Below are 21,092 nucleotides of genomic sequence, written 5' to 3' on the forward strand. Positions count from 1 at the left end.
ATGATTCAAAATAACCAAAACCATTTACCTCGGGAAGATCATTGGATTCCTCTGGCTGATTTAATGACTGGATTAATGGTCATTTTTATGCTAGTTGCCATTAGCTTTATGATTAAAGTTAAACAGGAGGCGTTAAAAGCCGAACAAGAAGCAATTAAAGTGAAGAAAATCGCCCTTATTTATAATGAAGTAAAGCTAGAATTGTACCGTGATTTGCATCAAGAATTTGCCCCAGATTTACCTTTATGGGGAGCAGAGCTAAAAAAAGATTTAACCCTACGGTTTAAAGAACCAGAAGTATTATTTGATATAGGTCAAGCCGCACTTAAGCCAAGATTTACGGCTATTTTAAATGATTTTTTCCCTCGCTATATTAGGATTTTGGATTCAAACAAATACCGAAGTTATATTGAAGAGATTCGGATTGAGGGGCATACCTCCAGTATTTGGAATCAGGATACTACAGAGCATCAAGCCTATTTTTTAAATATGGCACTGTCCCAATCTCGCACTAGAAGTGTGTTAAGCCATGTATTTCTATTACCTCAAATTCAGAATGAGCGGTTATGGCTAAAAAAGCATTTAACTGCCAATGGACTTTCCTCTTCAAAATTAATTTACCATCAGGATGGCACCGAAAATAAGCGTTCCTCCCAACGAGTGGAATTTAAAGTTAAGCTCAATGCCGATGATCGGATTGCAGAGATTCTAAATATGGTGCAATCATGAAATTGCCTGATTTTTATCAATTTGCTCCACTCAATCGTCTAAAAGAGAAAATGGGAATCAAGCAAGATCATTATGGAGATTTTTCTATGACAGTAGAGTTAAGCAATCGACTCACTGAAGCAGAGCTTAAGCAATTAAACTCAGTTGAAGGGATTGATATTTCTTCTAATGATATTATTGAACATCCTGATGATGGTACTTTAGTTTATAAAGGGAATCGGGTACTGCTCTATATTCGGGATGTGGCAAGTTATTCTGGCAGAGAACAAGCCCCTAAATTTCACCTTGCTTATTGTGGCACTCTTAGAGATATGCAAAGTACAGGGAGGTTTGATCGATATGTAGTTTCTACCCATACCGATGGGCAATTTAAAATTAATATTATTATTGGTAATAAACCATTTCCAGAAATACGCCCTTTAAACGTATGTAAAAACTGCTTAAGTAAACTTAATTTTGATGGCTATAAATCTTTAAAAATGGGTGAACAGCGATCTCAGTTTGTCGCTGATTTTAAAATTACTGATTTCTTTGCAAAATATCCCCAATCTCTTCATGCCCAAACACCTAAATATAATGCTGATAATGCACCATTAAATGTTTATCCTGATGATTTCTCTGAGATTAGCAGGAAAGCCAAGGAAATAGCAAACTGGTGCTGCGATCAATGTGGTAAAAATTGCTCAAAAGAGAAAACAGGACTTCATACCCATCATATTAATGGCTCAAAGCATGATAATCGCCTTATTAATCTCAAAGTGCTATGTGAATTCTGCCATACTCAACAACCCCATCATCAGCATATGAAAGGATTGAGGCAGCGGTGTTGATAGCCAAGTTGTTGTAATTGCTCAATGGTCATTTGTTCGATGGCAGATTCGGTCATTTTATTCATGATTTTTTATAATTAATTTTGCTTTAATTCAATACGACTAAGTCGTATAATTTCATAAGAAAAAATAAGATAATTCAATATGTACACTGTATGCGAAACTACCCTATTTAATAAACTCTATCCTGACTATTGGACAGAGGATGAATACAACGAATTTAAAGTATTTATTGCATCGAACCCAGAAGCTGGAGATGTTGAACCTAACGCAGGTGGTATCCGAAAAATTCGTTGGGGAGCTAGTCATATAGGTAAACGTGGTGGTGTACGGATAATTTATTATAATCGATTGGCAAACGGTCAAATTTGGTTACTTACCATTTATGGCAAAAGCGCCGTAACACAGCTGAAAAAATCGCTATTAAAGCAACTTGTGGAGAAACTCAATGGAACTTTCAAATAAACAAATTGAAGCACGGGATGCAAAACGGGACATTGGGGCAGAATTATTACAAGCCGTGGATGAGATGCTGGCTAATACCCCTGTACGTACCCATATCATTACCCAAACTGATGTTGCCCTTGCTCGGCAAAAAGCCCAATTAAGCCAAAAAGAATTTGCCCAGATTTTGGGTATTTCGGCTCGTACTTTGGAAAGTTGGGAGCAAGGGATTCGCAAACCCTCAAAAGCAGCACAATCACTAATTAAACTATTTATCAAAAACCCAGATTTTGTTAAAGATGCGTTAATATGAGAAATATTCTCAATATTGATGGCTATTCTGCGGTGGTAACATATGATCCAGAAATTGAGATGTTTCGGGGAGAGTTTATTGGTCTAAAAGGTGGTGCAGATTTTTATGCCTCTTCAGCTCAGGAACTCAAAACCGAAGGTAAAAACTCGCTGGATGTGTTTTTAGCTGTGTGCCAAGAACGTGGCATTGAACCAAAAAAACACTCGTAGGGATAAGTCCACACAACAACAGGATATAAAAAAGCAATTAGCTTGGCAAATACATTGGCGTTTTAAGCGATGGTTAAAGTAAGTGATTTACCTAGTTTCGATATAGCAGATTATCTTGACAGTGAAGAGGCGATTGCTGAATACCTTAGCATTGTGCTGGAAGAGAATGACTCAGAATTATTCATTGCTGCGTTAGGAGATATTGCCTGGGCGAGAGGTATGGCACATATTGCGAAAGAAAAAAGAAACAGGACTAGGGCGTGAGTCTTTATACAAAGCGTTACGGGAAGGATCAAGGTTCTGTTTTGCATAAACTTTAGGAAGTACCCCTTTTAGTTGGGGATTTTCATTTTCAATAGCTTCCATCGCACTATCTACCATCTGCCCGATGGTGGGCTGTTTGGCGTTATTTTGTAAATAAGCCCAACGGGCTGATTCAGGGACAAAAAAGATATTATGTTTTATATACTCATCCCGATCTTCTGGGTCTGCCCATTCAAATCCTCCTTCGCCGGCAAGCAATAACCCATGGTGGGATTCAAAAGAATCGCTAATGTATTTTAAGAAAATTAAACCCAGTACCACATGCTTATATTCTGCCGCATCAATGTTTTTTCTGAGCTTATCTGCTGCTTTCCATAAAATGATTTCTAGGGGTTCTTGCTTGATTTGTTTATTTTGCTTTGCGGTAGGTACCATTAGGTTGTTGTGCTTAAAAAAATGAGAATTTAATCAATACGCAGATAAAAGAATCTGTAGATCTAGGTTGTAAACCCATAGGAAAGAATTCATGGGAGGTGAAGAGATGTCATAGTCTTCGTTAGGAATGCTATATTTTTCCGTGGGAAATAATTTTAATGTTGTCTAAGTTTAAATTTTGATAGTCAAATTCTTCTGTTTTACTATCATGGGTTAAAGCTTGATCAATTTTTTCTTCCGCATTTTGTTCTGCTTCAATAGAGAGCGAATCATCCTCAGTACGAGGATTTAACTCTAAGCTGATTTCATTACCATACCCAATATCTTCTTCATCATAAGAGGAGTAAGCAGAAAAATTTACTTGCTGGTAATTATCTTCAAGATTGTAGTTTGTATTTTCTGCTAGGTTTATTTCTTCACGGGCTATGTTTTCTTCCTTGGTTAAGAGAGGATGAAAATGCGTGAGACTATCAGTAGGATCAAAATTATAAGCAGTTTCCACATCTATATTTTGAATATTACTAGGGCTTTTTTCTAAGTTTATTTTTAAGCCCTCGTCTACATTGTTTTGTGTGGTCTGAGCTGTTTCCTCACCGTTTATATTGGTATATCTTCCTATTTTTTTTAAGTCGGAGGGAAAAATTTCTCTTACTTCTATTGAAGCTAATTTCTGCTTTGGAGGAGGAAGCAGTTGCAATTTACTCTTCAAACTATTTTCTTGGCTATTGTGATCTAGATTATTTTCTATAGCTTGCTTATCATCTTTATCACTCTTATCTGCTTGGTAGTGTTCTTGGTGAAGAAAACTAGGCGTGCTGATTTGTTCCTTGATTAAGGTTTGCCATAATAAGTTGTTATTCTCACTTTCATCTTCCTTCTTTTTGCCTAATTTAAAGGGGAGTTTGATATTATTTAAATTAAAAGGAGGTAAAGAGGGCTGGCCCGGTTTAGTACGAAAATCTTGCCATTTAGATTTTATCTCATGAATAATTCCAGAAATTCTGCTTTTTTTATCTTTATATTCTTGATATTCTTGATAAGAAATTTGACTAGCTTCATCTTGGTTTATACTCGTTTCTGATATTGCTTCAGATTCTTTGATTATTGAGTTAATTCCCTCTTTTTCCGGATATGCTTCTATAGATTGCTCTGCTAATGAATCTTCATATGCTTCTAATTGTGCCTTTCTTCGCCGATACCATAAGGCAAATACAAGTAATATTCCACTGCCCCCTAGTAGAGGCGTTCTGATAGAATCAAAATCAAAGGATGCACTTTGATTGACAGGCTGGATAGGCTGTTGAGGAGTTTGTAGGGTTTTTTGTTGGCTAATCTGAGGTTGCGTGTTCGGTACTTCATTTTTAGGTTTTTCAGAAGCAGTGGTTGTAGCTAGATTTGATGGTTGATCATAGACTATGGAATTTGAATTAATCCGTGTATCTTGTGCATTTATTATCTTATCTATGCTCTTAATAAGAGATTGAATGGTTTGATCTTGATCCCTGAGTCGATTATTAATTTGAATAATTTGATCTTCTAAAATGGCAATTTGATTAGTATAGCTCAACCCTATCCCTTTCTCTTCAGAATCAAATTCATCTTCTTCATCATCATGAAGTTCTGCACTTTCTGATGTGGCATATTGATTGTGCTGATCTTTCCAACTACTCGTTTGCTGTTGTACTTGATTAGCCGCTTCATTGGCAGAGGTAATAGCTAATACTTCTTTTTCACTAGGGATCTGAAGTATTTTTCCTACTTTTAGGCTATTGATGTTTTCACGAAAAAACGCCTGAGGATTAGTTTTTTGCAGTGCCAGCATCATTTGTTGGATAGTAATAGAGGTAGAGGTATGGGAAGGGAGTAATTTTCGGGCAATAATCCAAAGGGTATCGGAAGAGGTAGTAGGTCCGTAAGTATGAGTAGTATCTTGTACTGTGTCAGATGCAAGCGTTTGCTCTTTATTAGCATGAGGTAAATCAAAAAGTACGGTATATTCTTTGAGTAACTCCCCTTTAGACCAAGATACTGAAACTAAAAAACTGATAAAAGGCTCTTGAATATGTTCTTGAGAGCTAGCATACACAAAAACTTTTTTATCCCTGTGCCCTAGTTTAAAACTTAACTGTCTTAGTATTGAAGGATAACTTAGACCTGCATGGATAAATTCCTCTTCTGAGGCCAGTTTAATTTTGAGCTCTTTTGGAGAAATATGGTCTATATCATAGAGTGGTATTTCTGCTTCAAAAAACTGACCAAATTTTGATTTAACCTGAATCTCGCCAAGACTGATACTATAGCTATTCCATGACAAAAAAATAGAGAGTAACCCAATAATAAATTGGTAAGTGGTTTTCATCTTTTGCTTTTTTTATTTTAATAAGGCAAAGAATCATCATTATTTTATTTTTATGCTGGTAGGGATGAATAATCTATATAGCCCTCCTCAGTTCCGCCCCACCAACCTATCGAGCGAAGCTCATTGTAAATTCCCCCCTGCTTAATTCGTTCAGGTAAATCAGGGTTAGCGATAAATAATCGACCAAAAGAAATAAGATCAAACGTGCCCTGGGTAATATAGTTAGTTGCTGACTCTGGCGTGATACCCCCATTGCCTATTAACACCCCTTGGTAATTGGGTTTAATCATCTCTATAAGCTGTGGCATTTCTCCTGATGGGGTATTCCAAGTATTAGCATCAGCAAGATGGATATAGAGTATTCCAAGATCGCTTAGCATTTTGGCTGCTGCACTATAGGTTTCACTTGAATTAGGATCTAAAGCGTTATTATAAGCAGCGGTAGGAGAAAGGCGAACCCCTAGCCGATGAGCACCTATTTCACTAATGACTGCTTGAGTAATTTTTTTCAAAAACCGCAAGCGATTTTCTAGGCTTCCTCCATAATCATCTTCACGACGATTGACGACTGGGGATAAAAATTGCTGAATTAAATAGCCATTAGCACCATGAAACTCTACCCCATCCATTCCTGCTTTGATTGCATTGATTGCCCCTATCCGAAAAGCTTCAATAGTTTGCTCAATATCAGTGATGGTCATCGCTTGAGATGGAGTGGCTACAATTTTAGTGTAATAGCCATTAGCGAGCTGTCCGTAAACATTGAGGGAATCTAAATCATCATTTAATCCAGAAGGAGAAAGGGGGGGTTGACCATTTAGAATAGTATAAGCACCTGCCCGACCTCCATGCCAGAGCTGCATAAAAATTCGTCCACCCTTACGATGCACTTCATCCGTAATTTTTTGCCAACCTTGGATTTGTGCTTCGGTATAAATCCCCGGTGCTTTTTCAAAGGCACAGGAACGAGGAGAAACGCTCGTGCCTTCCGTAATAAGCAATCCTGCAGAAGCCCGTTGTCCATAATAGGAAATGCTCATAGGAGCTGGTACATCTCCTGCTACAGCACGACTTCGCGTCATTGGGGCTAAAATAACCCGATTAGGTAATTCTAAACTTCCTAGCTTAAAAGGATCAAAAAGTGCGGACATTGTATATGCTCCTTAAATTTATAAATAATCTTTAATGAGTAATTCTGCAATTTGTACACTATTGAGAGCAGCCCCCTTACGAACATTATCGGAAACTACCCATAAATTGATCCCTTGAGGATGGGAAATATCTTCCCTAATCCTCCCTACAAATACCCCATCTTTGCCTGAGGCTTCTGTAACTGCTGTAGGATAACCCCCATCTTTGCGCTCATCTATTACGGAAACACCCGGTGCTTTTTCTAGCAATTCTTTTACTTCAGCGGCAGTAATTTTCTTATGGGTTTCAATATGTACCGCTTCAGAATGACCATAGAAAACAGGAACTCGTACCGCTGTGGGGTTGACTAGAATTGAATCGTCTCCAAGAATTTTTCTAGTTTCCCATACCATTTTCATTTCTTCTTTGGTGTATCCATTTTCTTGGAAAGAATCAATGTGTGGGAGCACATTAAAAGCAATTTGCTTAGGATAGACTTTTGGAGAAACCGGGCGACCATTGAGTAGGTTAGAAGTTTGCAAAGCAAGCTCTTCAATGGCTTCTTTACCTGTACCTGAAACAGCTTGGTAAGTGGCTACATTAATCCGCTTAATCCCTACCGCATCATGAATAGGTTTTAAAGCAACCAACATTTGAATGGTAGAGCAATTAGGATTAGCAATAATCCCATGATTTTTATATTCCTTAAGGGATTGAGGATTGACTTCAGGAATAATCAGAGGAATATCCTTGTCGTAGCGAAATTGGGAGGTATTATCGATGACAATACAGTTTGCAGCAGCAGCTTTCGGTGCATATTCTGCGGAGATCCCTGCTCCTGCAGAAAATAGCCCAATTTGTACTTTAGAAAAATCAAAATCTGCTAAGTTCTCTACTGTGAGTTTTTTGTTACCAAAATCAATTTTTTCTCCAGCAGAGCGCTCGCTTGCAAGTGGATAAACTTGGTTAACAGGAAATCCACGCTGTTTGAGTACTTCTAACATGGATTGCCCAACTGCACCAGTGGCACCGACGATCGCTACATCAAATGTCTTACTCATTAAAGATATTGCCCTAAATAATATAAAACTAAATAATACAAAAATTGTAGGTTATCTGAAATTAGATAATATCTATTCACAATATAAATTGATGCTTAATAAGGCATTATTTTTTTAAAATATTTATTTTCTTATAGTGAATATTATGGCATTTACGAATATTTTAAATAGTTTAGAATAACATCTACTATTCTACTATTAAATAATTAATAATAATTATATATATAGATAATTTTCTAATTATTTTAAATTAAATCTACTCAAATAATCTTTGATATTTATGTATAAAAAAGATGGTTGCTGCTTTATTTAGCCTACCTTTATTGTTTATTTTTTTATCTATTGGTAGGGCATTGCTTAGTGAGCAAGGTAATCTCGCCTCAGTAGGATGTCATGGATGCCTTATCCTCCCCACGCTACAACATGATCTTATTTTAATCGCTATCTTCCTGATTGCCTCTATTTTATGGGTTAAATTACCTCGTTATTTAAGATGGTTAGCCTTATTGATACAGATAGGGTTAGTTTTTGCGATTACGGCTGATCTTATTATGTTAGCTGAATTTGGCATGCGCTTGAGTTGGCATGATGTCATTAAATTTGGCGGAGAATTCAAAGCTATTAAGAGCTATATAGAGATCAAGTTAGCCACAATAACTGGGATTCTCACATTGATAGGAGACACCATTTTATTGATTAGCTGGATAGGTCATCTAAGGGCAGCCAATTATCTAGGCCAGCAAGGTATTAGATGGCTAATGATGAGCGTCTTTGCTTGTGTTTTGCTCTATATGCTGCCTACCATGACACATCACCCTTTGCCTTGGCTGTATCGCAATGTAGTAGAAATTAATCTTCCTAGTGGGGTCGATCAAGTCTATAGCCAAACTTATCAGGCACAGCTGAAAGCTCACTATAAACCACCTCCATGGGTATGCACTCAAGGACTTGGATTAAGGCAAAATGTCATTATTGTGTTGATCGAATCTTGGTCGTGGTACCACAGCAAAGATCGACTCGGCATTATGGATGCTACATCTCATCTTGATCAGCTTGCTCAGAAAGGCACCGTATGGACTCAGTTTTTCTCCAATGGCTTTACTACTGATCATGGTTTAATTGCTTTGTTAGGGGGCGTTGTACCTCTACCTGCAGTCAATCGCTACCATAGCCTTGAAGGTTATGCAGGTTTTGACAAGCTATCTGCTACTTTGCCCCAGCGTCTTGCAGCTGATGGCTATCAAAGCTATTTTTTTACTACGGGCGATTTAAATTTTATGGATAAGGGAACATGGCTAAAAAAGCTAGGATTCCATCATATAGAGGGAGATGATCATTCCTTTTATCAAGGTATGCCAAGATTTGCGTTCAACGCTGCCCACGATGGATGGCTGTATCAGCGTTTTTTAACATGGCTGGATCATGAAGTACCAAGGAAACACCCTTATTTGGCTGTATTAGAAACGGTAACCACCCATCCACCCTTTATGAATCCAGAAACTGGTCAACAAGGGGAGCAAGCAGCTTTTCGTTTTGCCGATACCCAAGTGGCACATTTTGTGAAAGAACTTGAACAACAGGGTTTTTTTAAAGATGGATTACTTATCTTAACAAGTGATCAACGGGCACTTACCCCTTTACGTGCAGCTGAAGTCCAAGCCTTTGGGGATGCTGCACCGGCCTTACTACCTCTTATCATATTAGGAGGATCATTTAATGGAGGTGAACCTATCACTACTACAGCCCAAATGGCTGATATGCCTGCTTCTTTGGATTATCTGCTTACCGATCGTAGTTGCCAATATCAAGGACGTGGAAATTTATTTACTATCCCTCCTAAATCTCCACAGTGCATTCTTCGCCCTCAAGGAGATCAGCGAGATATTATTGATGCCTATTGCGGTACTGAGCATGCTCAGATTAAGTTGGATGGGGATCATACACGAGTTATTAAAGGTCATCTCCCTGATGCTGAAAAAATAATTCAACGAATTAATTTACAGCGGATTTTATTAGGTATCCAAAATATCGACTTTACACATATTATGTAACTATTTACTACTGAAATTAGTAAGTACAGAAACAACCGCATCTCCCATCGTATCGGTACTGACTTCAGTGGTATTAGAGTCATAAATATCGGGGGTTCGCAGTCCTTGGCTAAGGACAATACCGACTGCTTCTTCAATACGCTGAGCATACTCTGGCATGCCTAATGAATAACGGAGCATCATCGCTACCGATAGAATAGTAGCTAAAGGATTGGCAATACCTTTTCCAGCAATATCAGGTGCTGATCCATGGATGGGTTCGTACATTCCTTTACCTTGCTCATTTAAAGAAGCTGAAGGGAGCATACCTATAGAACCAGTAAGCATAGCAGCACAGTCTGAAAGAATATCTCCAAACATATTAGTGGTGACCATCACATCAAATTGTTTTGGATTGCGCACTAACTGCATTGCCGCATTATCCACATACATGTGGCTTAATTTTACTTTTGGAAAATCTTTAGCCACGTCAGTCATAACTTCACGCCAAAGTTCTGTAGCTTCTAGGACATTGGCTTTATCTACTGAACATAAACGACCTTCTCGCTCCATGGCAGTGGTAAAAGCAACTTTAGCAATTCGTCTAATTTCGGATTCTCGATAGACAAGGGTATTAAACCCTTCTCGTTCGCCTGTATCAGTTTGCCGTATTCCCCTAGGTTGACCGAAATAAATACCTCCTGTAAGCTCTCGGACAATCATAATATCTAGATTAGATACGATTTCTGGTTTTAACGTAGAGGCAGCAACCAGTTGGGGATATAAAATTGCTGGACGTAAGTTTGCAAACAATCCAAGAGCAGAACGAATACCTAAAAGTCCTTTTTCTGGCCGTACTTTAATATCTAGAGATTCCCACTTAGATCCGCCTACTGCCCCAAGTAAAATCGCATCTGCATTATTGGCTAACCCAAGGGTTTCTTCAGGAAGGGGAGTACCTGTTGCATCATAGGCACATCCACCAATCAAACCAAAATCTAGAGCAATATCTAGATTCCAATGGGTTTGTAATAATTTTAATATTTTTACTGCCTCTGCGGTAATTTCTGGTCCAATCCCATCTCCTGCTAAGATTAGAATTCGCTGAGTCATGTATTTTTTAACCTAGTTTTTGAAATAACCAAGGGGTTTCAAGCTTCTTCTGAGCTTCATAGGCTCGTATTTCATTAACGTATTGTAATGTTAAGCCAATATCATCTAATCCCTCACTTAAGCAGTGTTTGCGAAATTCATCTACCTCGAAAAATAGTGCCTCTCCTGTAGGTAAAATTACCTCTTGGGCAGGAAGATCTATAGTTAAATTACAGTGAGGCTGCATTTCTGATAATTGAAAAAGCTTATTAATATTATCTTCATTCAATACAATAGGTAGTAATCCATTTTTAAATGCATTGTTATGAAAAATATCAGCAAAACTGGGTGCAATCACTGCACGAAAACCATAATCTACTAATGCCCAAACCGCATGCTCTCTACTTGATCCGCAACCAAAGTTTTTTTGAGCAAGTAGAATTTTAGCATCCTTATATTGAGGCTGATTAAGTATAAAATCAGGGTTAAGCGGTCGGTTATGGCAATCGTTATCTGGCAATCCCTCATCTAGGTAGCGCCATGAATCAAATAAATTAGGTCCAAAACCAGTACGTTTGATAGATTTTAGAAATTGTTTAGGAATAATTGCGTCAGTATCTACGTTAGCATAAGGAAGAGGTGCAACAAGACCTCTGACTAAAGTAAACGGTTCCATAATTAAAATACTCCCAAAGAAATACAATAAAGCCCTATATTATATTTTTTATATAAAAAATATTTTTTTCAGTTATATATAAAAAAATCATAGATGTAAAGATGAAAATTAAATTACTTCCTAGAATATACTGCGGTCAAATTGCTTATATTAAAATTTATCTTGACTGGAGTCTTGCTATTATGTTTTTTTTAATTACTCTGGGAATGGCTACCAGTGTATTTCCTAGTTGGCATCCAGATTGGCATACATGGATCATTTGGATATTATCTGCTCTAGCTGCACTTTTTTTTATCTCATCAATTTTAATTCATGAACTCTCTCATGCGTTAATTGGCAGAAGAAAAGGGATAGAGGTAAAAAATATCACCCTTTTTGTCTTTGGAGGGGTAGCTCAATTAGAACACGAACCTCATACTTGGCAAGCTGAACTATGGATGGCACTTGCAGGACCAATTGCTAGCATAATTCTGGGGGTAATTATTTTAATAATAAGTATTTTAACAATGGATCTAGATTATATAAAAGCTGTAGATTCAGCACATGTTTTAGAATCCCTAAGCCCCGCCACTTCTTTGTTATTTTGGCTAGGACCTATCAATATTTTCCTAGGCTTATTTAATTTAATTCCAGGATTTCCTATGGACGGGGGTCGAGTATTTAGAGCAGTACTTTGGGCAATGACTCATGATATTAGGCAAGCTACCTTTTGGGCATATCGAGTAGGTCAAGTTTGTGCAGGATTATTTATAATGATAGGAATAGCGACAATTTTAGATTTTCCTATTATCCCTTTTTTAGGTACTGGATTAATAGGCGGTTTGTGGTTTATTTTCATAGGATGGTTTTTATACCGATCTGCCCAAATAAGCTATCAGCAGCTATTAGGGTTATTAGCTCAAGAAGCCTTTGAAGCTTTACCTATCTATCAAAAAATTCTTATAAAAATTCTACGAGTTCTTAAAATCCATAAACACCCTAATTTAGGATATGGGAAATAATCAACATATATGAAAAAAAATAAAACTATCTATCCAGTATCTAAGAGCGCTCTATTCTCATGGGCACTTTATGATTGGGCTAGTAGTTCCTTTTCTGCCATTATCACCACTTTTGTTTTTGCTGCTTATTTCACCAAAAAGGTCGCAGAAAATGAAACCATTGGCAGTGCTCAATGGGGAAATACTCTTGGCATTGCTGGCATGATCATTGCGTTTGCAGGACCTATATTAGGTGCTATTGCTGATCAGTCGGGACGGCGTAAACTTTGGGTTTTTGGATTTACTATTTTATGTATTATTCCTACTGCATTTTTATGGATGATAGAACCAGATCCTAGTTATACTTGGCTAGCACTAAGTTTAGTAGGATTAGCTACCTTAGGAACTGAATTTGCCTCTATTTTTTACAACGCTATGCTCCCTGATTTATCCGGATCAAAGCATATTGGACGGTGGTCTGGTTGGGGTTGGGGCATTGGTTATATAGGTAATGTGCTTTGCTTAATTATTGCTCTATTAATCTTTATTCAAAAAGGGGAACAATGGTTTGGGCTTCATACTGAATCTGCCGAACCAGTGCGCGCTACTTTTCTTTTGGTAGCCCTATGGTATTTTCTGTTCTCGCTCCCTTTATTTCTAATTACTCCTGATACTAGAGGAATAGGAAAACCCATATCTCAAGCAATAAAAGATGGAATAGGGCAACTTTATAGTTCTATTAAAAATATACGCCAATATCGCTATATTGTTCGTTTTTTCATTGCTCGAATATTTTATATTGAAGGACTAGCAACCTTATTTACTTTTGGTGGGGTATATGCAGCAGGGACCTTTAATATGAGTGAACAGGATATACTACTGTTTGGGATTAGCTTAAATATTACTGCTGCTTTTGGTGCAGGTATTTTTGCATGGATTGATGATCGGATAGGTAGTAAACAAGCAATTTTAATTGCCCTAATTGGGTTAATGGTCTTTGGTACTTTAGTTTTATTGGTCAAAACTGCAAAACTTTTTTGGTTATTTGGCTTATTGCTCGGGGTATTTGTAGGACCGGCACAAGCTGCCAGTCGTTCTTTTTTGGCAAAAACAGCACCGAGTACATTAAGAAATGAGATGTTTGGTCTATTTGCCCTCTCTGGTAAAGTCACCTCTTTTTTAGGTCCTTTATTAGTAGGTTGGGGTACTTATTTTTCTGGTAGTCAACGGATTGGTATGAGTACCATTGTGATTTTCTTTATTATAGGCTTTATTATTATGTGTAGTGTGCCTAATGCTGAAAGTTTAAATGAGGAAGAAACAATATGAACCATAAATTATCTATTGCCCTATTATGCCTGTTATTTACTTACCAAAACGCTATTGCAGAGGATAGTGTTTGGCAAACTCCTGCTATTGAAGGAGTTGGTAAAATACATCCTCTACCCCATGCTACTCACCAACCAAGTAAAAACCAAACCTACAAAGTTGTGTTTTGGCTAACCAAAGGAAGTGATGATCCTAAAAAAATGAATTTTGCCTTAGACAGTGTAGCCAGAGCAATTAATTTATATGCCAGTGCAGGCGTACCCTCAAATCAACTTAAATTTACTGTAGTCGTTTCAGGTTCTACTACCGATGCAGTGTTGAATGATACTCATTACAAAGAAAAATATGGGGTAGATAATCCAAACTCACCACTTATTAAAAAGCTAATCGAGGCAGGAGTGGAATTACTTGCTTGTGGTCAAGCAGTAGCAACTCATGGTTATCAAAATAACTGGCTTAATCCTCAAGTGAAAGTAGCTCTATCTGCCATGACTACCAGTATTGAATTGCAACAACAAGGCTATGCTTTAGTTACTTTTTAATATTTCTACAATAGTATTTAGCGTGAATAAAAATAAATTAGTTATTGAAAATATTGAATATCATAATCCCCTATTTGTTTTTGCAATTGAGGATGAAGAGGTAGGGAAATTTCAGGATTTTCCTTTGTTATTCACTGGAGTAGGAAAAATTAATGCGACCTATGGATTAACTAAGATAATTTTAAAGAAAAGACCGGATATTATCCTAAATTTGGGTACGGCAGGAAGCAATATATTTAAAAAAGGAGATGTGATTTGTTGTAACCAATTTATCCAACGGGATATGGACGTTACGCCCCTTGGAATTGCAAAATACCAAACCCCTTTTACCGATGAACCGCCTTTATTAGAGTATGGTATTCAAATAAGTAGTTTAAAATTAGGGATTTGCGGAACAGGTGATTCATTTGAAATAGCACATAATACGTTAGATTATAATGTGTTAGATATGGAAGCTTATCCATTGGCTTTCATTGCCAAAAAAGAGCAAATCCCCTTCGTTTGTATTAAATATATTACGGATGGTGCAGGCGATAATTCTGCTCAAGAATGGTCTCAGGAGCTGGTAAAAGCAGCAAGTAAATTACAGGAAACCGTATTTGGTAAATAAAGAGTATTTTCTTTTTATTTTCTGTTCATTTTTTATTGGTTGGATTGCCTCCGGCTTATATCGTGACTATCAACATCCTACTGAGATTGTTCAAACCAAGATAAGTAGTGAGCTTGAAAATAAACCATCTTATTTTACTCCTCCGTCTAATAATGAAATTCCAAATGATATTTTTGGATCATTAGTACGTAAAGGCTATGAAATCTTTATCCATACTCAAGAAAAAGCAAACGATTATGTTGGTAATGGATTGAACTGCAAGAGCTGTCATTTGGATGCAGGTCGTAAACCAAATGCTATGCCTTTATGGGGAGGCTATGGGCTATATCCTCAGTATCGAGAAAAAAATAAGCAGATCATTAATTATATCGAGCGGTTACAGGATTGTTTTTTTTATAGTATGAATGGAAAAAAACCTCCGATTGATAGTGAGATTTTAACTGCTTTAGAAGCTTACTCCCACTGGCTATCTAAAGGAGTAGAAATTGATATTCCTCCTGAAGGAGCAAGCTTTTTAAAATTTAATCCTCCTGAACAGCCAGATTATCAAAGAGGCCAAGCAATTTTTAATACTCAATGTGCTATTTGTCATAGTGAAGATGGGCAAGGACAAAAGATGGGTAGTCATTATCTATATCCACCCTTATGGGGTAAAAACTCTTATAATTGGGGGGCAGGAATGGGTAGATTAGATACGGCAGCAGGCTTTATTAAAGGAAATATGCCTTTAGGGCAAGAAAATAGCTTAAGTGATCAGCAAGCGTGGGATGTAGCATTTTTTATTAATGCTCATGAACGTCCTCAAGATCCTCGGTATACGGGAAACTTGGCAGAGACCAGAGAAAAATATCATAATACCCCCTACTCTCTTTATGGCACTCAAGTTAATGGAAATCTTGTAGGTCTTGGCGCTCATGAGAAGATAACCTCTAAATAAGGGTAACTATATCGATTTCAGCTCCTTAACCTAAGAGAGCAATTAAACCTTCTAGTAATTGATTTGGTGACGGTGGGCAACCAGAAATTTTAAGATTAACGGGAAGTACTTTATCAGCACCACCCTCGCATGCATAGCTATCTTTATAAAATCCACCACAGGTAGCACAATCACCCACCGCAACTACCCATTTTGGCTCCGGTATAGCATTGTAACTACGAAGTAATGCTTCACGCATATTTTTCGTGACAGGTCCAGTTATAAGTAGTACATCAGCATGGCGTGGTGAAGCAACGAAGCGTAATCCAAATCGTTCAAAATCATAATAAGGATTATTTAATGCATTAAGCTCAAGCTCGCAACCATTGCATGAACCTGCATCAACAAGCCGTAGGGATAAGCTACGACCAAGTCGTTGGCGAGCCTTAATATCCAAGTCAGCAGCCATGCGAGTAATTTCTGAATTGGATGAAGTAGCTAGTTTTTCAGTAAATGGGCTACGTATAAGGCTTTCAAAGAGTATCTTATGCATAGACTTTTCTTAAAGATCAGATCCAGAGTAAGAGCAATTGAAGGATTTATTGCAGATTGGAAAATCTGCAACGATGTTACCATAGATTGCAGCTTCTAGAAGGGGCCACTGAAACCAAGAGGGATCACGTAAATAGCAGCGCTCGACTCGACCTGTAGCATCAATTCTAACCCAGATCAGAATATCACCACGAAATCCTTCAACGATTGCCATACCTTCCTCTAATCTATTTGTAGGATTTTTGTGCTCTGCTTGTATCGAGCCCTCAGGCAATTTAGCAAGAATTTGCTCAATCAACTGAATAGATTGCTCCACTTCACGAATACGCACCCAAATACGAGCATTTACATCGCCACTCTGAAGTACTGGAACTTCAAATTCTAGCTCGTTATAAGGGAGGTAGCCAGGCCAGCGTCTGGCATCGCAATAGCGACCAGAGGCACGGCCAATAAATCCACCAGCACCAAACTGCCGAGCAAGTTCTGCTTGTAAAACTCCTGTACCAATGGTGCGATCCTGTAGCGATGCGATGGTATCGTAAAGCTTTACAAGCTGCTGAAAGCGAAGACGAATACTTGCCATTAGGGAAATGATATTTGTAATGTTAACAGAATCAATATTAGTAACAACACCTCCCGGAACAATGCAATCCATCATCAATCGATGACCAAAGGAAGAAAAAGCTTCACGGAGAATTTCCTCCCTTAGCACTGAACAATGGGCAAGCATAATGGCAAAGCCACCATCATTGCAGATAGCACCAATATCCCCAAAATGGTTTGCAAGTCGCTCAAGTTCTGCCATCAAGGCACGTAACCACACAGCACGCACTGGCGGTACCCAACTAAGTGCTGATTCTACTGCTTGGGCAAAAGCCAGACTGTAAGCAACGGTGGAATCCCCAGAGCAGCGACATGCTAATTGTGCTGCTTGCTTCAAATCAGCACCTTGAAGAAGGCTTTCAATCCCTTTATGTGTGTAACCAAAACGCTCTTCAAGACGAACAATTGTATCTCCATCTGCACTAATACGAAAATGACCAGGCTCAATAATACCTGCATGAACTGGGCCAACTGGTACTTGATGGATATTTTCTCCTTCAACGGGAAGAAAAGTGTATTCTTCGTTTTGCTGTGCACGGCTCTTTTGAGTTGCAAGGGGAGTTTGTCTATCCCATTTACCATGATCTAGCCAAGGACGGGTATCAGGTAACCCTACTGGAATTAGCCCAAACAGATCGGCAATAGCACGTTCTAATCGAATAGCAGGTGGATGAATACGCCCTACAGACGGATAATGACCTTCCGGACAAGAAAGGGTGAGAACCAAAATTTTACTAAGATTATTAGCATCTGCAACTGCTAAATGGACAGTTTGTATTTCCCCCCAAAGCCCAATAAGTACTAAGACACCACTGCTCATAAGATCAATAGCTGTCATCCAAACATCGTTTTGTACTTTTATTCTAGGCCACGGATGGTGATCAGCAACAATTTCTCCATATAAACTATGAAATGAATCAGGAAAAGATAGATCAGGTGCCGTCATTTGAGTAAATCTGCAACATTCTGGAATAAGACAACTATTATACTTGGCATATGAAGCCCACTTATCAGAACCAAACTCAGATGTATAAATATGGGTAAATAGGATATACGCACCGATGTCCTAGATTCGTTAGGCTCACCAAAAGCAACAGATCCTACACATAGAAATAATGCACCAAGTGCAATTAGTAGCCCAAAGACTATGAGTACAGCAAGTATTGGAGCATGTGTAAAAGTTGAAGTGATCAATAAAAACTCACTCATAAAAACTCCAAAAGGTGGTAATCCGGCAATTGCACTCACGCCAATCACAAATATCCAACCTAGAAGAGGATGACTACTAGTCAAACCACGGATATCAGCAATATTTTGCGTACCTTTTACTTGCGTGATATGCCCAATTGAGAAAAAAATAGCAGATTTAGTTAAGCTGTGCATTACCATTTGTAAAAGACCAGCAAAATTACCAAACGAACCACCTATTCCAAAGGCAAAAACAATGATCCCCATATGCTCGATGGATGAATAAGCGAACATTCGCTTGATGTCGTAGCATCGATAGAGCATAAAAGCCGCAAAAATTAAGGATCCAAGACCAAATGAAATCATGAATGATTCTACTGGGATTGTTTCCGGATTTGTAGAGATGATCATTTTAAATCGGAGTAATATATAGAGTGCTATATTCAAAAGTAATCCTGAAAGCACCGCAGAAACTGGAGTTGGTCCTTCAGCATGAGCATCTGGTAACCAAGCATGCATCGGCACCAGACCAATTTTAGTGCCGTAGCCAAGCAGAAGAAATACAAAGGCAATATTTAGTAACGAAGGATCGAATACAGCTGCATAGTGCTGTAAATTAGTCCATGCCATTGCACCCAAACCTTCATTAAGGGTAGATGATACTGCTGAAAAGTAGATCAAAATTGTGCCAAACAATGCTAAAGCAAGACCTACACTACTTAAAATGAAATATTTCCAAGCCGCCTCTAGTGCTTTGTGGGTTCGATAGATACCTACCATCATGATAGTTGCAAGAGTAGCCAATTCAAGTGCTACCCACATCAGACCAATATTATTGGTTGTCAGTGCTAAGTTCATACCAAATACCATCAACTGAAACATTCCATGGTAAAAACGTAGATAGTTAGGGGTAAGTCGCTCTATCTCTAGCTCATATCTCACATAGCTAGCACTGAAAATGCTTGTTGTGAATCCTATAAAAGCATTGAGTATGATAAATACAATACTGAGATTATCAATAAATAATAGGTTGTTAATTGGTGGTTGATGAAAGTACAGCAGTAGTGCAAACAATAACACAGTAGCACTAGCAAGGGTATTGATCTGGGTTGCTCTGCGGTAATCTCGTACTAAAGAAAGAACTATAGCGGCAACGAGCGGGGTAAGAAGTAGTAGGATAATAAAATTGAATGCAAGCATACCCTACTCCTTACGGAGTTGATTTATAACATAAAGATCAACAGTATCAAAGCGTTCTCGAATACGGAACAGATAGATACCAATCACAATAAAAGCGATTAATACCGTAAGTGCAACACTCATTTCTACGACTAGGGGCATACCACGCACTCCAGTACCTGCAAGGTTTAGCCCATTTTCAATAGACATAAATCCAATAACTTGGCTGATAGCATTACGCCTTGTTACCATAATTAAAAGTCCAAGCAAGATGACAGAAAGAGCGAAAGTTATATCTTCTCGAACTAAGATACTAGATTTCGCAGTGACGTGTAACATTAAATCTATGGATAAAGCAACTAAACTAATTCCTAGTAACATTGTCATGCCAATCCCTACAGTTGCTTCAATTTCTCGTTGTAACCCCATACGTACTACCATACGGCGAAGTGCTATTGGAATAACAATAGTATTGAAACTTAGTGTGATCAAAGCGGTTACATAAAGTTCAGGCTTATCTTGAATATGTGCCTGCCATACTACTGATAAGGTTAAGAGTAAGGAATGTAACGATAGGACGCTGATGAGTGGTAATAGTCGATTCTGGTAAAGCATCATAAAACTAACTAAAATTAGGCTACCAGCAAATATATGAGCAATATCAAAAAACAATGGCGATATCATATATCTTTTGATACAAATAATAATAATGTGCCTAGCAATCCAAGCATGAGTGCAATGCCAAGTAGGTTGGGTATACGAAATACACGCATTTTGGCAATACTCATTTCTAACACTGCTAATAAGAAACTAGCTACCATCACTTTCACGAAATAGACTATAAAAGAGATTCCATAAGCTATAAGCTCTGCACTTTCCGTAATCAAGTTAAATGGAAAGAAAATGCAGGCAATCATTGAGATATAAAGTAGTAACTTTAAGGAAACTGCCCATTCGATCAATGCAAGGTGGTGACCAGAATATTCTAGCACCATCGCTTCATGCACCATAGTGACTTCAAGATGGGTTGATGGATTATCGATTGGAATACGAGTATTTTCTGCTAGTGCAACCATAATAAGAGCAACCAGTGCCATTGCCAGTGAAACACGCAGACCTTCCATATTTGCCATAAAAGCTGCAATGATCGACAACTGTGTTGAACCGGCAACAAGCGCAACTGTGAATATCACCATAATCATGGCAGGCTCTACTAAAGATCCAATCATAATTTCACGGCTGACCCCAATACCGCCAAAGCTAGTTCCGATATCAAGTGCAGCAATAGTTTGAATAAAACGTGCAGTACCAAGTAGTGCTACGATAGTAATGAGATCACCTACTTGGTTAAATAAAAGATTACTTTGGAAGGTCGGCACAAGAGCAGTGGCTACCCAAGTGATAGCAAAGATGAGATAAGGTGCTGCTCGAAATAACCAAGAACTGTTATCGGCAAGGCTAATATCTTTAGCAAATAGACGCTTTAGGTCCCGATAAGGCTGAAAAATTGATGGACCTATCCGACGTTGCAGTCGTGCTTTCATTTTTCGTATCATACCCGTCAATACTGGAGCGAGCACCAAAACGATCAGCATCTGCCCTAGTTGTACTGCAAGCATA

23 protein-coding genes are annotated in these 21,092 nt (G+C 38.1%); 12 read left to right on the forward strand and 11 right to left on the reverse strand.

What is annotated here, in order from left to right:
• The 6 genes from OOL07_RS05565 (at window position 1) to OOL07_RS09280 (ending at window position 2,789) form a co-directional block, all read left to right on the forward strand.
• On the forward strand, window positions 1-729 hold the full coding sequence (locus OOL07_RS05565; protein WP_264695509.1) for an OmpA/MotB family protein: 729 nt from the start codon (window positions 1-3) through the stop codon (window positions 727-729).
• Window positions 726-1,559 (forward strand): HNH endonuclease signature motif containing protein, encoded by an 834-nt coding sequence (locus OOL07_RS05570; RefSeq protein ID WP_264695510.1) that lies wholly within the window; start codon window positions 726-728, stop codon window positions 1,557-1,559. Before OOL07_RS05565 ends, OOL07_RS05570 begins: the two co-directional genes overlap by 4 nt.
• Before the next feature lie 144 nt (window positions 1,560-1,703).
• Entirely contained in the window at window positions 1,704-2,024 is a 321-nt protein-coding gene (locus tag OOL07_RS05575) for a transcriptional regulator (RefSeq protein ID WP_264695511.1), read from the forward strand.
• Window positions 2,008-2,316, forward strand: coding sequence for a helix-turn-helix domain-containing protein (locus OOL07_RS05580; protein ID WP_264695512.1), 309 nt, complete (start codon window positions 2,008-2,010; stop codon window positions 2,314-2,316). Before OOL07_RS05575 ends, OOL07_RS05580 begins: the two co-directional genes overlap by 17 nt.
• Window positions 2,313-2,525, forward strand: a complete 213-nt coding sequence (locus OOL07_RS05585) for a type II toxin-antitoxin system HicB family antitoxin (protein WP_264695513.1) — start codon at window positions 2,313-2,315, stop codon at window positions 2,523-2,525. Before OOL07_RS05580 ends, OOL07_RS05585 begins: the two co-directional genes overlap by 4 nt.
• Before the next feature lie 69 nt (window positions 2,526-2,594).
• The gene (locus OOL07_RS09280) at window positions 2,595-2,789 is read left to right on the forward strand and encodes an addiction module antidote protein (RefSeq protein ID WP_413774105.1); all 195 of its coding nucleotides are present in this window, start codon (window positions 2,595-2,597) and stop codon (window positions 2,787-2,789) included.
• Here the strand turns inward: OOL07_RS09280 and OOL07_RS05590 are convergent.
• From OOL07_RS05590 to OOL07_RS05605, 4 genes are all read right to left on the reverse strand, one after another.
• Complete coding sequence (locus OOL07_RS05590; RefSeq protein WP_264695514.1) at window positions 2,718-3,224, reverse strand: type I restriction-modification system subunit M N-terminal domain-containing protein; 507 nt, start codon at window positions 3,222-3,224, stop codon at window positions 2,718-2,720. The two genes, OOL07_RS09280 and OOL07_RS05590, sit on opposite strands and share 72 nt — an antisense overlap.
• Before the next feature lie 130 nt (window positions 3,225-3,354).
• On the reverse strand, window positions 3,355-5,583 hold the full coding sequence (locus OOL07_RS05595) for a FimV/HubP family polar landmark protein (RefSeq protein WP_264695515.1): 2,229 nt from the start codon (window positions 5,581-5,583) through the stop codon (window positions 3,355-3,357).
• A 50-nt stretch (window positions 5,584-5,633) separates the two neighbouring features.
• Entirely contained in the window at window positions 5,634-6,734 is a 1,101-nt protein-coding gene (locus tag OOL07_RS05600; RefSeq protein WP_264695516.1) for an alkene reductase, read from the reverse strand.
• Window positions 6,735-6,752: 18 nt separating this feature from the next.
• Window positions 6,753-7,775 (reverse strand): aspartate-semialdehyde dehydrogenase, encoded by a 1,023-nt coding sequence (locus OOL07_RS05605; RefSeq protein WP_264695517.1) that lies wholly within the window; start codon window positions 7,773-7,775, stop codon window positions 6,753-6,755.
• Between the two features lie 293 nt (window positions 7,776-8,068).
• On the opposite strand from OOL07_RS05605, the gene OOL07_RS05610 reads away from it, so the two are divergent.
• Complete coding sequence (locus OOL07_RS05610; RefSeq protein ID WP_264695518.1) at window positions 8,069-9,826, forward strand: LTA synthase family protein; 1,758 nt, start codon at window positions 8,069-8,071, stop codon at window positions 9,824-9,826.
• Here the strand turns inward: OOL07_RS05610 and leuB are convergent, their stop codons facing one another.
• Together leuB and leuD are read right to left on the reverse strand one after the other, a co-directional pair.
• Complete coding sequence (gene leuB / locus OOL07_RS05615; RefSeq protein ID WP_264695519.1) at window positions 9,827-10,918, reverse strand: 3-isopropylmalate dehydrogenase; 1,092 nt, start codon at window positions 10,916-10,918, stop codon at window positions 9,827-9,829. It lies immediately after the preceding gene.
• 7 nt (window positions 10,919-10,925) lie between these two features.
• Window positions 10,926-11,573 carry a 3-isopropylmalate dehydratase small subunit gene (gene leuD, locus OOL07_RS05620; protein ID WP_264695520.1) on the reverse strand — a complete coding sequence of 216 codons (648 nt, stop codon included), beginning with the start codon at window positions 11,571-11,573 and terminating at the stop codon, window positions 10,926-10,928.
• 101 nt (window positions 11,574-11,674) lie between these two features.
• Here leuD and OOL07_RS05625 point away from each other — a divergent pair, with 101 nt between their 5' ends.
• From OOL07_RS05625 to OOL07_RS05645, 5 genes are read left to right on the forward strand one after another with little or no spacing between them, the layout of a single operon-like run.
• Window positions 11,675-12,574: a site-2 protease family protein gene (locus OOL07_RS05625; protein WP_264695521.1), complete on the forward strand. Its 900-nt coding sequence runs from the start codon at window positions 11,675-11,677 to the stop codon at window positions 12,572-12,574.
• 9 nt (window positions 12,575-12,583) lie between these two features.
• On the forward strand, window positions 12,584-13,882 hold the full coding sequence (locus tag OOL07_RS05630; RefSeq protein WP_264695522.1) for an MFS transporter: 1,299 nt from the start codon (window positions 12,584-12,586) through the stop codon (window positions 13,880-13,882).
• Entirely contained in the window at window positions 13,879-14,424 is a 546-nt protein-coding gene (locus OOL07_RS05635) for a DsrE family protein (RefSeq protein ID WP_264695523.1), read from the forward strand. The genes OOL07_RS05630 and OOL07_RS05635 overlap by 4 nt, the downstream gene beginning before the upstream one ends.
• Before the next feature lie 22 nt (window positions 14,425-14,446).
• Window positions 14,447-15,034 carry a 5'-methylthioadenosine/S-adenosylhomocysteine nucleosidase family protein gene (locus tag OOL07_RS05640; protein ID WP_264695524.1) on the forward strand — a complete coding sequence of 196 codons (588 nt, stop codon included), beginning with the start codon at window positions 14,447-14,449 and terminating at the stop codon, window positions 15,032-15,034.
• A complete protein-coding gene (locus OOL07_RS05645; RefSeq protein WP_264695525.1) occupies window positions 15,024-15,971 on the forward strand; it encodes a c-type cytochrome in 948 nt (315 codons plus the stop codon). Before OOL07_RS05640 ends, OOL07_RS05645 begins: the two co-directional genes overlap by 11 nt.
• A gap of 25 nt (window positions 15,972-15,996) precedes the next feature.
• On the opposite strand, the gene OOL07_RS05650 is transcribed toward OOL07_RS05645, so the two are convergent.
• The 5 genes from OOL07_RS05650 to OOL07_RS05670 form a co-directional block, all read right to left on the reverse strand.
• Window positions 15,997-16,503, reverse strand: coding sequence for an NADH-quinone oxidoreductase subunit B family protein (locus tag OOL07_RS05650; protein ID WP_264695526.1), 507 nt, complete (start codon window positions 16,501-16,503; stop codon window positions 15,997-15,999).
• 9 nt (window positions 16,504-16,512) lie between these two features.
• Window positions 16,513-18,051 (reverse strand): hydrogenase large subunit, encoded by a 1,539-nt coding sequence (locus tag OOL07_RS05655; protein WP_264695527.1) that lies wholly within the window; start codon window positions 18,049-18,051, stop codon window positions 16,513-16,515.
• Window positions 18,048-19,493 (reverse strand): hydrogenase 4 subunit F, encoded by a 1,446-nt coding sequence (locus OOL07_RS05660; protein ID WP_264695528.1) that lies wholly within the window; start codon window positions 19,491-19,493, stop codon window positions 18,048-18,050. The genes OOL07_RS05655 and OOL07_RS05660 overlap by 4 nt, the downstream gene beginning before the upstream one ends.
• 3 nt (window positions 19,494-19,496) lie before the next feature.
• Window positions 19,497-20,090 carry a hypothetical protein gene (locus tag OOL07_RS05665; protein WP_264695529.1) on the reverse strand — a complete coding sequence of 198 codons (594 nt, stop codon included), beginning with the start codon at window positions 20,088-20,090 and terminating at the stop codon, window positions 19,497-19,499.
• A 62-nt stretch (window positions 20,091-20,152) separates the two neighbouring features.
• Window positions 20,153-21,091: a respiratory chain complex I subunit 1 family protein gene (locus tag OOL07_RS05670; protein WP_264695530.1), complete on the reverse strand. Its 939-nt coding sequence runs from the start codon at window positions 21,089-21,091 to the stop codon at window positions 20,153-20,155.
• Window position 21,092 lies beyond the last annotated feature (1 nt).

Origin of the sequence: Candidatus Nitrosacidococcus sp. I8, from assembly GCF_945836005.1 — a bacterium.
Taxonomy (GTDB): domain Bacteria; phylum Pseudomonadota; class Gammaproteobacteria; order Nitrosococcales; family Nitrosococcaceae; genus Nitrosacidococcus.

What these genes read in the sequence shown, in the direction of transcription:
- OOL07_RS05665 (WP_264695529.1), bottom strand. Translation starts at nt 20,090, where the DNA reads ATGATGCTTTACCAGAATCGACTATTACCACTCATCAGCGTCCTATCG.
- OOL07_RS05580 (WP_264695512.1), top strand. Translation starts at nt 2,008, where the DNA reads ATGGAACTTTCAAATAAACAAATTGAAGCACGGGATGCAAAACGGGAC.
- OOL07_RS05635 (WP_264695523.1), top strand. Translation starts at nt 13,879, where the DNA reads ATGAACCATAAATTATCTATTGCCCTATTATGCCTGTTATTTACTTAC.
- OOL07_RS05670 (WP_264695530.1), bottom strand. Translation starts at nt 21,091, where the DNA reads ATGCTTGCAGTACAACTAGGGCAGATGCTGATCGTTTTGGTGCTCGCT.
- OOL07_RS05570 (WP_264695510.1), top strand. Translation starts at nt 726, where the DNA reads ATGAAATTGCCTGATTTTTATCAATTTGCTCCACTCAATCGTCTAAAA.
- OOL07_RS05575 (WP_264695511.1), top strand. Translation starts at nt 1,704, where the DNA reads ATGTACACTGTATGCGAAACTACCCTATTTAATAAACTCTATCCTGAC.
- OOL07_RS05600 (WP_264695516.1), bottom strand. Translation starts at nt 6,734, where the DNA reads ATGTCCGCACTTTTTGATCCTTTTAAGCTAGGAAGTTTAGAATTACCT.
- OOL07_RS05595 (WP_264695515.1), bottom strand. Translation starts at nt 5,583, where the DNA reads ATGAAAACCACTTACCAATTTATTATTGGGTTACTCTCTATTTTTTTG.
- leuD (WP_264695520.1), bottom strand. Translation starts at nt 11,573, where the DNA reads ATGGAACCGTTTACTTTAGTCAGAGGTCTTGTTGCACCTCTTCCTTAT.
- OOL07_RS09280 (WP_413774105.1), top strand. Translation starts at nt 2,595, where the DNA reads ATGGTTAAAGTAAGTGATTTACCTAGTTTCGATATAGCAGATTATCTT.
- leuB (WP_264695519.1), bottom strand. Translation starts at nt 10,918, where the DNA reads ATGACTCAGCGAATTCTAATCTTAGCAGGAGATGGGATTGGACCAGAA.
- OOL07_RS05660 (WP_264695528.1), bottom strand. Translation starts at nt 19,493, where the DNA reads ATGCTTGCATTCAATTTTATTATCCTACTACTTCTTACCCCGCTCGTT.
- OOL07_RS05610 (WP_264695518.1), top strand. Translation starts at nt 8,069, where the DNA reads ATGGTTGCTGCTTTATTTAGCCTACCTTTATTGTTTATTTTTTTATCT.
- OOL07_RS05590 (WP_264695514.1), bottom strand. Translation starts at nt 3,224, where the DNA reads ATGGTACCTACCGCAAAGCAAAATAAACAAATCAAGCAAGAACCCCTA.
- OOL07_RS05650 (WP_264695526.1), bottom strand. Translation starts at nt 16,503, where the DNA reads ATGCATAAGATACTCTTTGAAAGCCTTATACGTAGCCCATTTACTGAA.
- OOL07_RS05625 (WP_264695521.1), top strand. Translation starts at nt 11,675, where the DNA reads ATGAAAATTAAATTACTTCCTAGAATATACTGCGGTCAAATTGCTTAT.
- OOL07_RS05655 (WP_264695527.1), bottom strand. Translation starts at nt 18,051, where the DNA reads ATGACGGCACCTGATCTATCTTTTCCTGATTCATTTCATAGTTTATAT.
- OOL07_RS05605 (WP_264695517.1), bottom strand. Translation starts at nt 7,775, where the DNA reads ATGAGTAAGACATTTGATGTAGCGATCGTCGGTGCCACTGGTGCAGTT.
- OOL07_RS05565 (WP_264695509.1), top strand. Translation starts at nt 1, where the DNA reads ATGATTCAAAATAACCAAAACCATTTACCTCGGGAAGATCATTGGATT.
- OOL07_RS05585 (WP_264695513.1), top strand. Translation starts at nt 2,313, where the DNA reads ATGAGAAATATTCTCAATATTGATGGCTATTCTGCGGTGGTAACATAT.
- OOL07_RS05630 (WP_264695522.1), top strand. Translation starts at nt 12,584, where the DNA reads ATGAAAAAAAATAAAACTATCTATCCAGTATCTAAGAGCGCTCTATTC.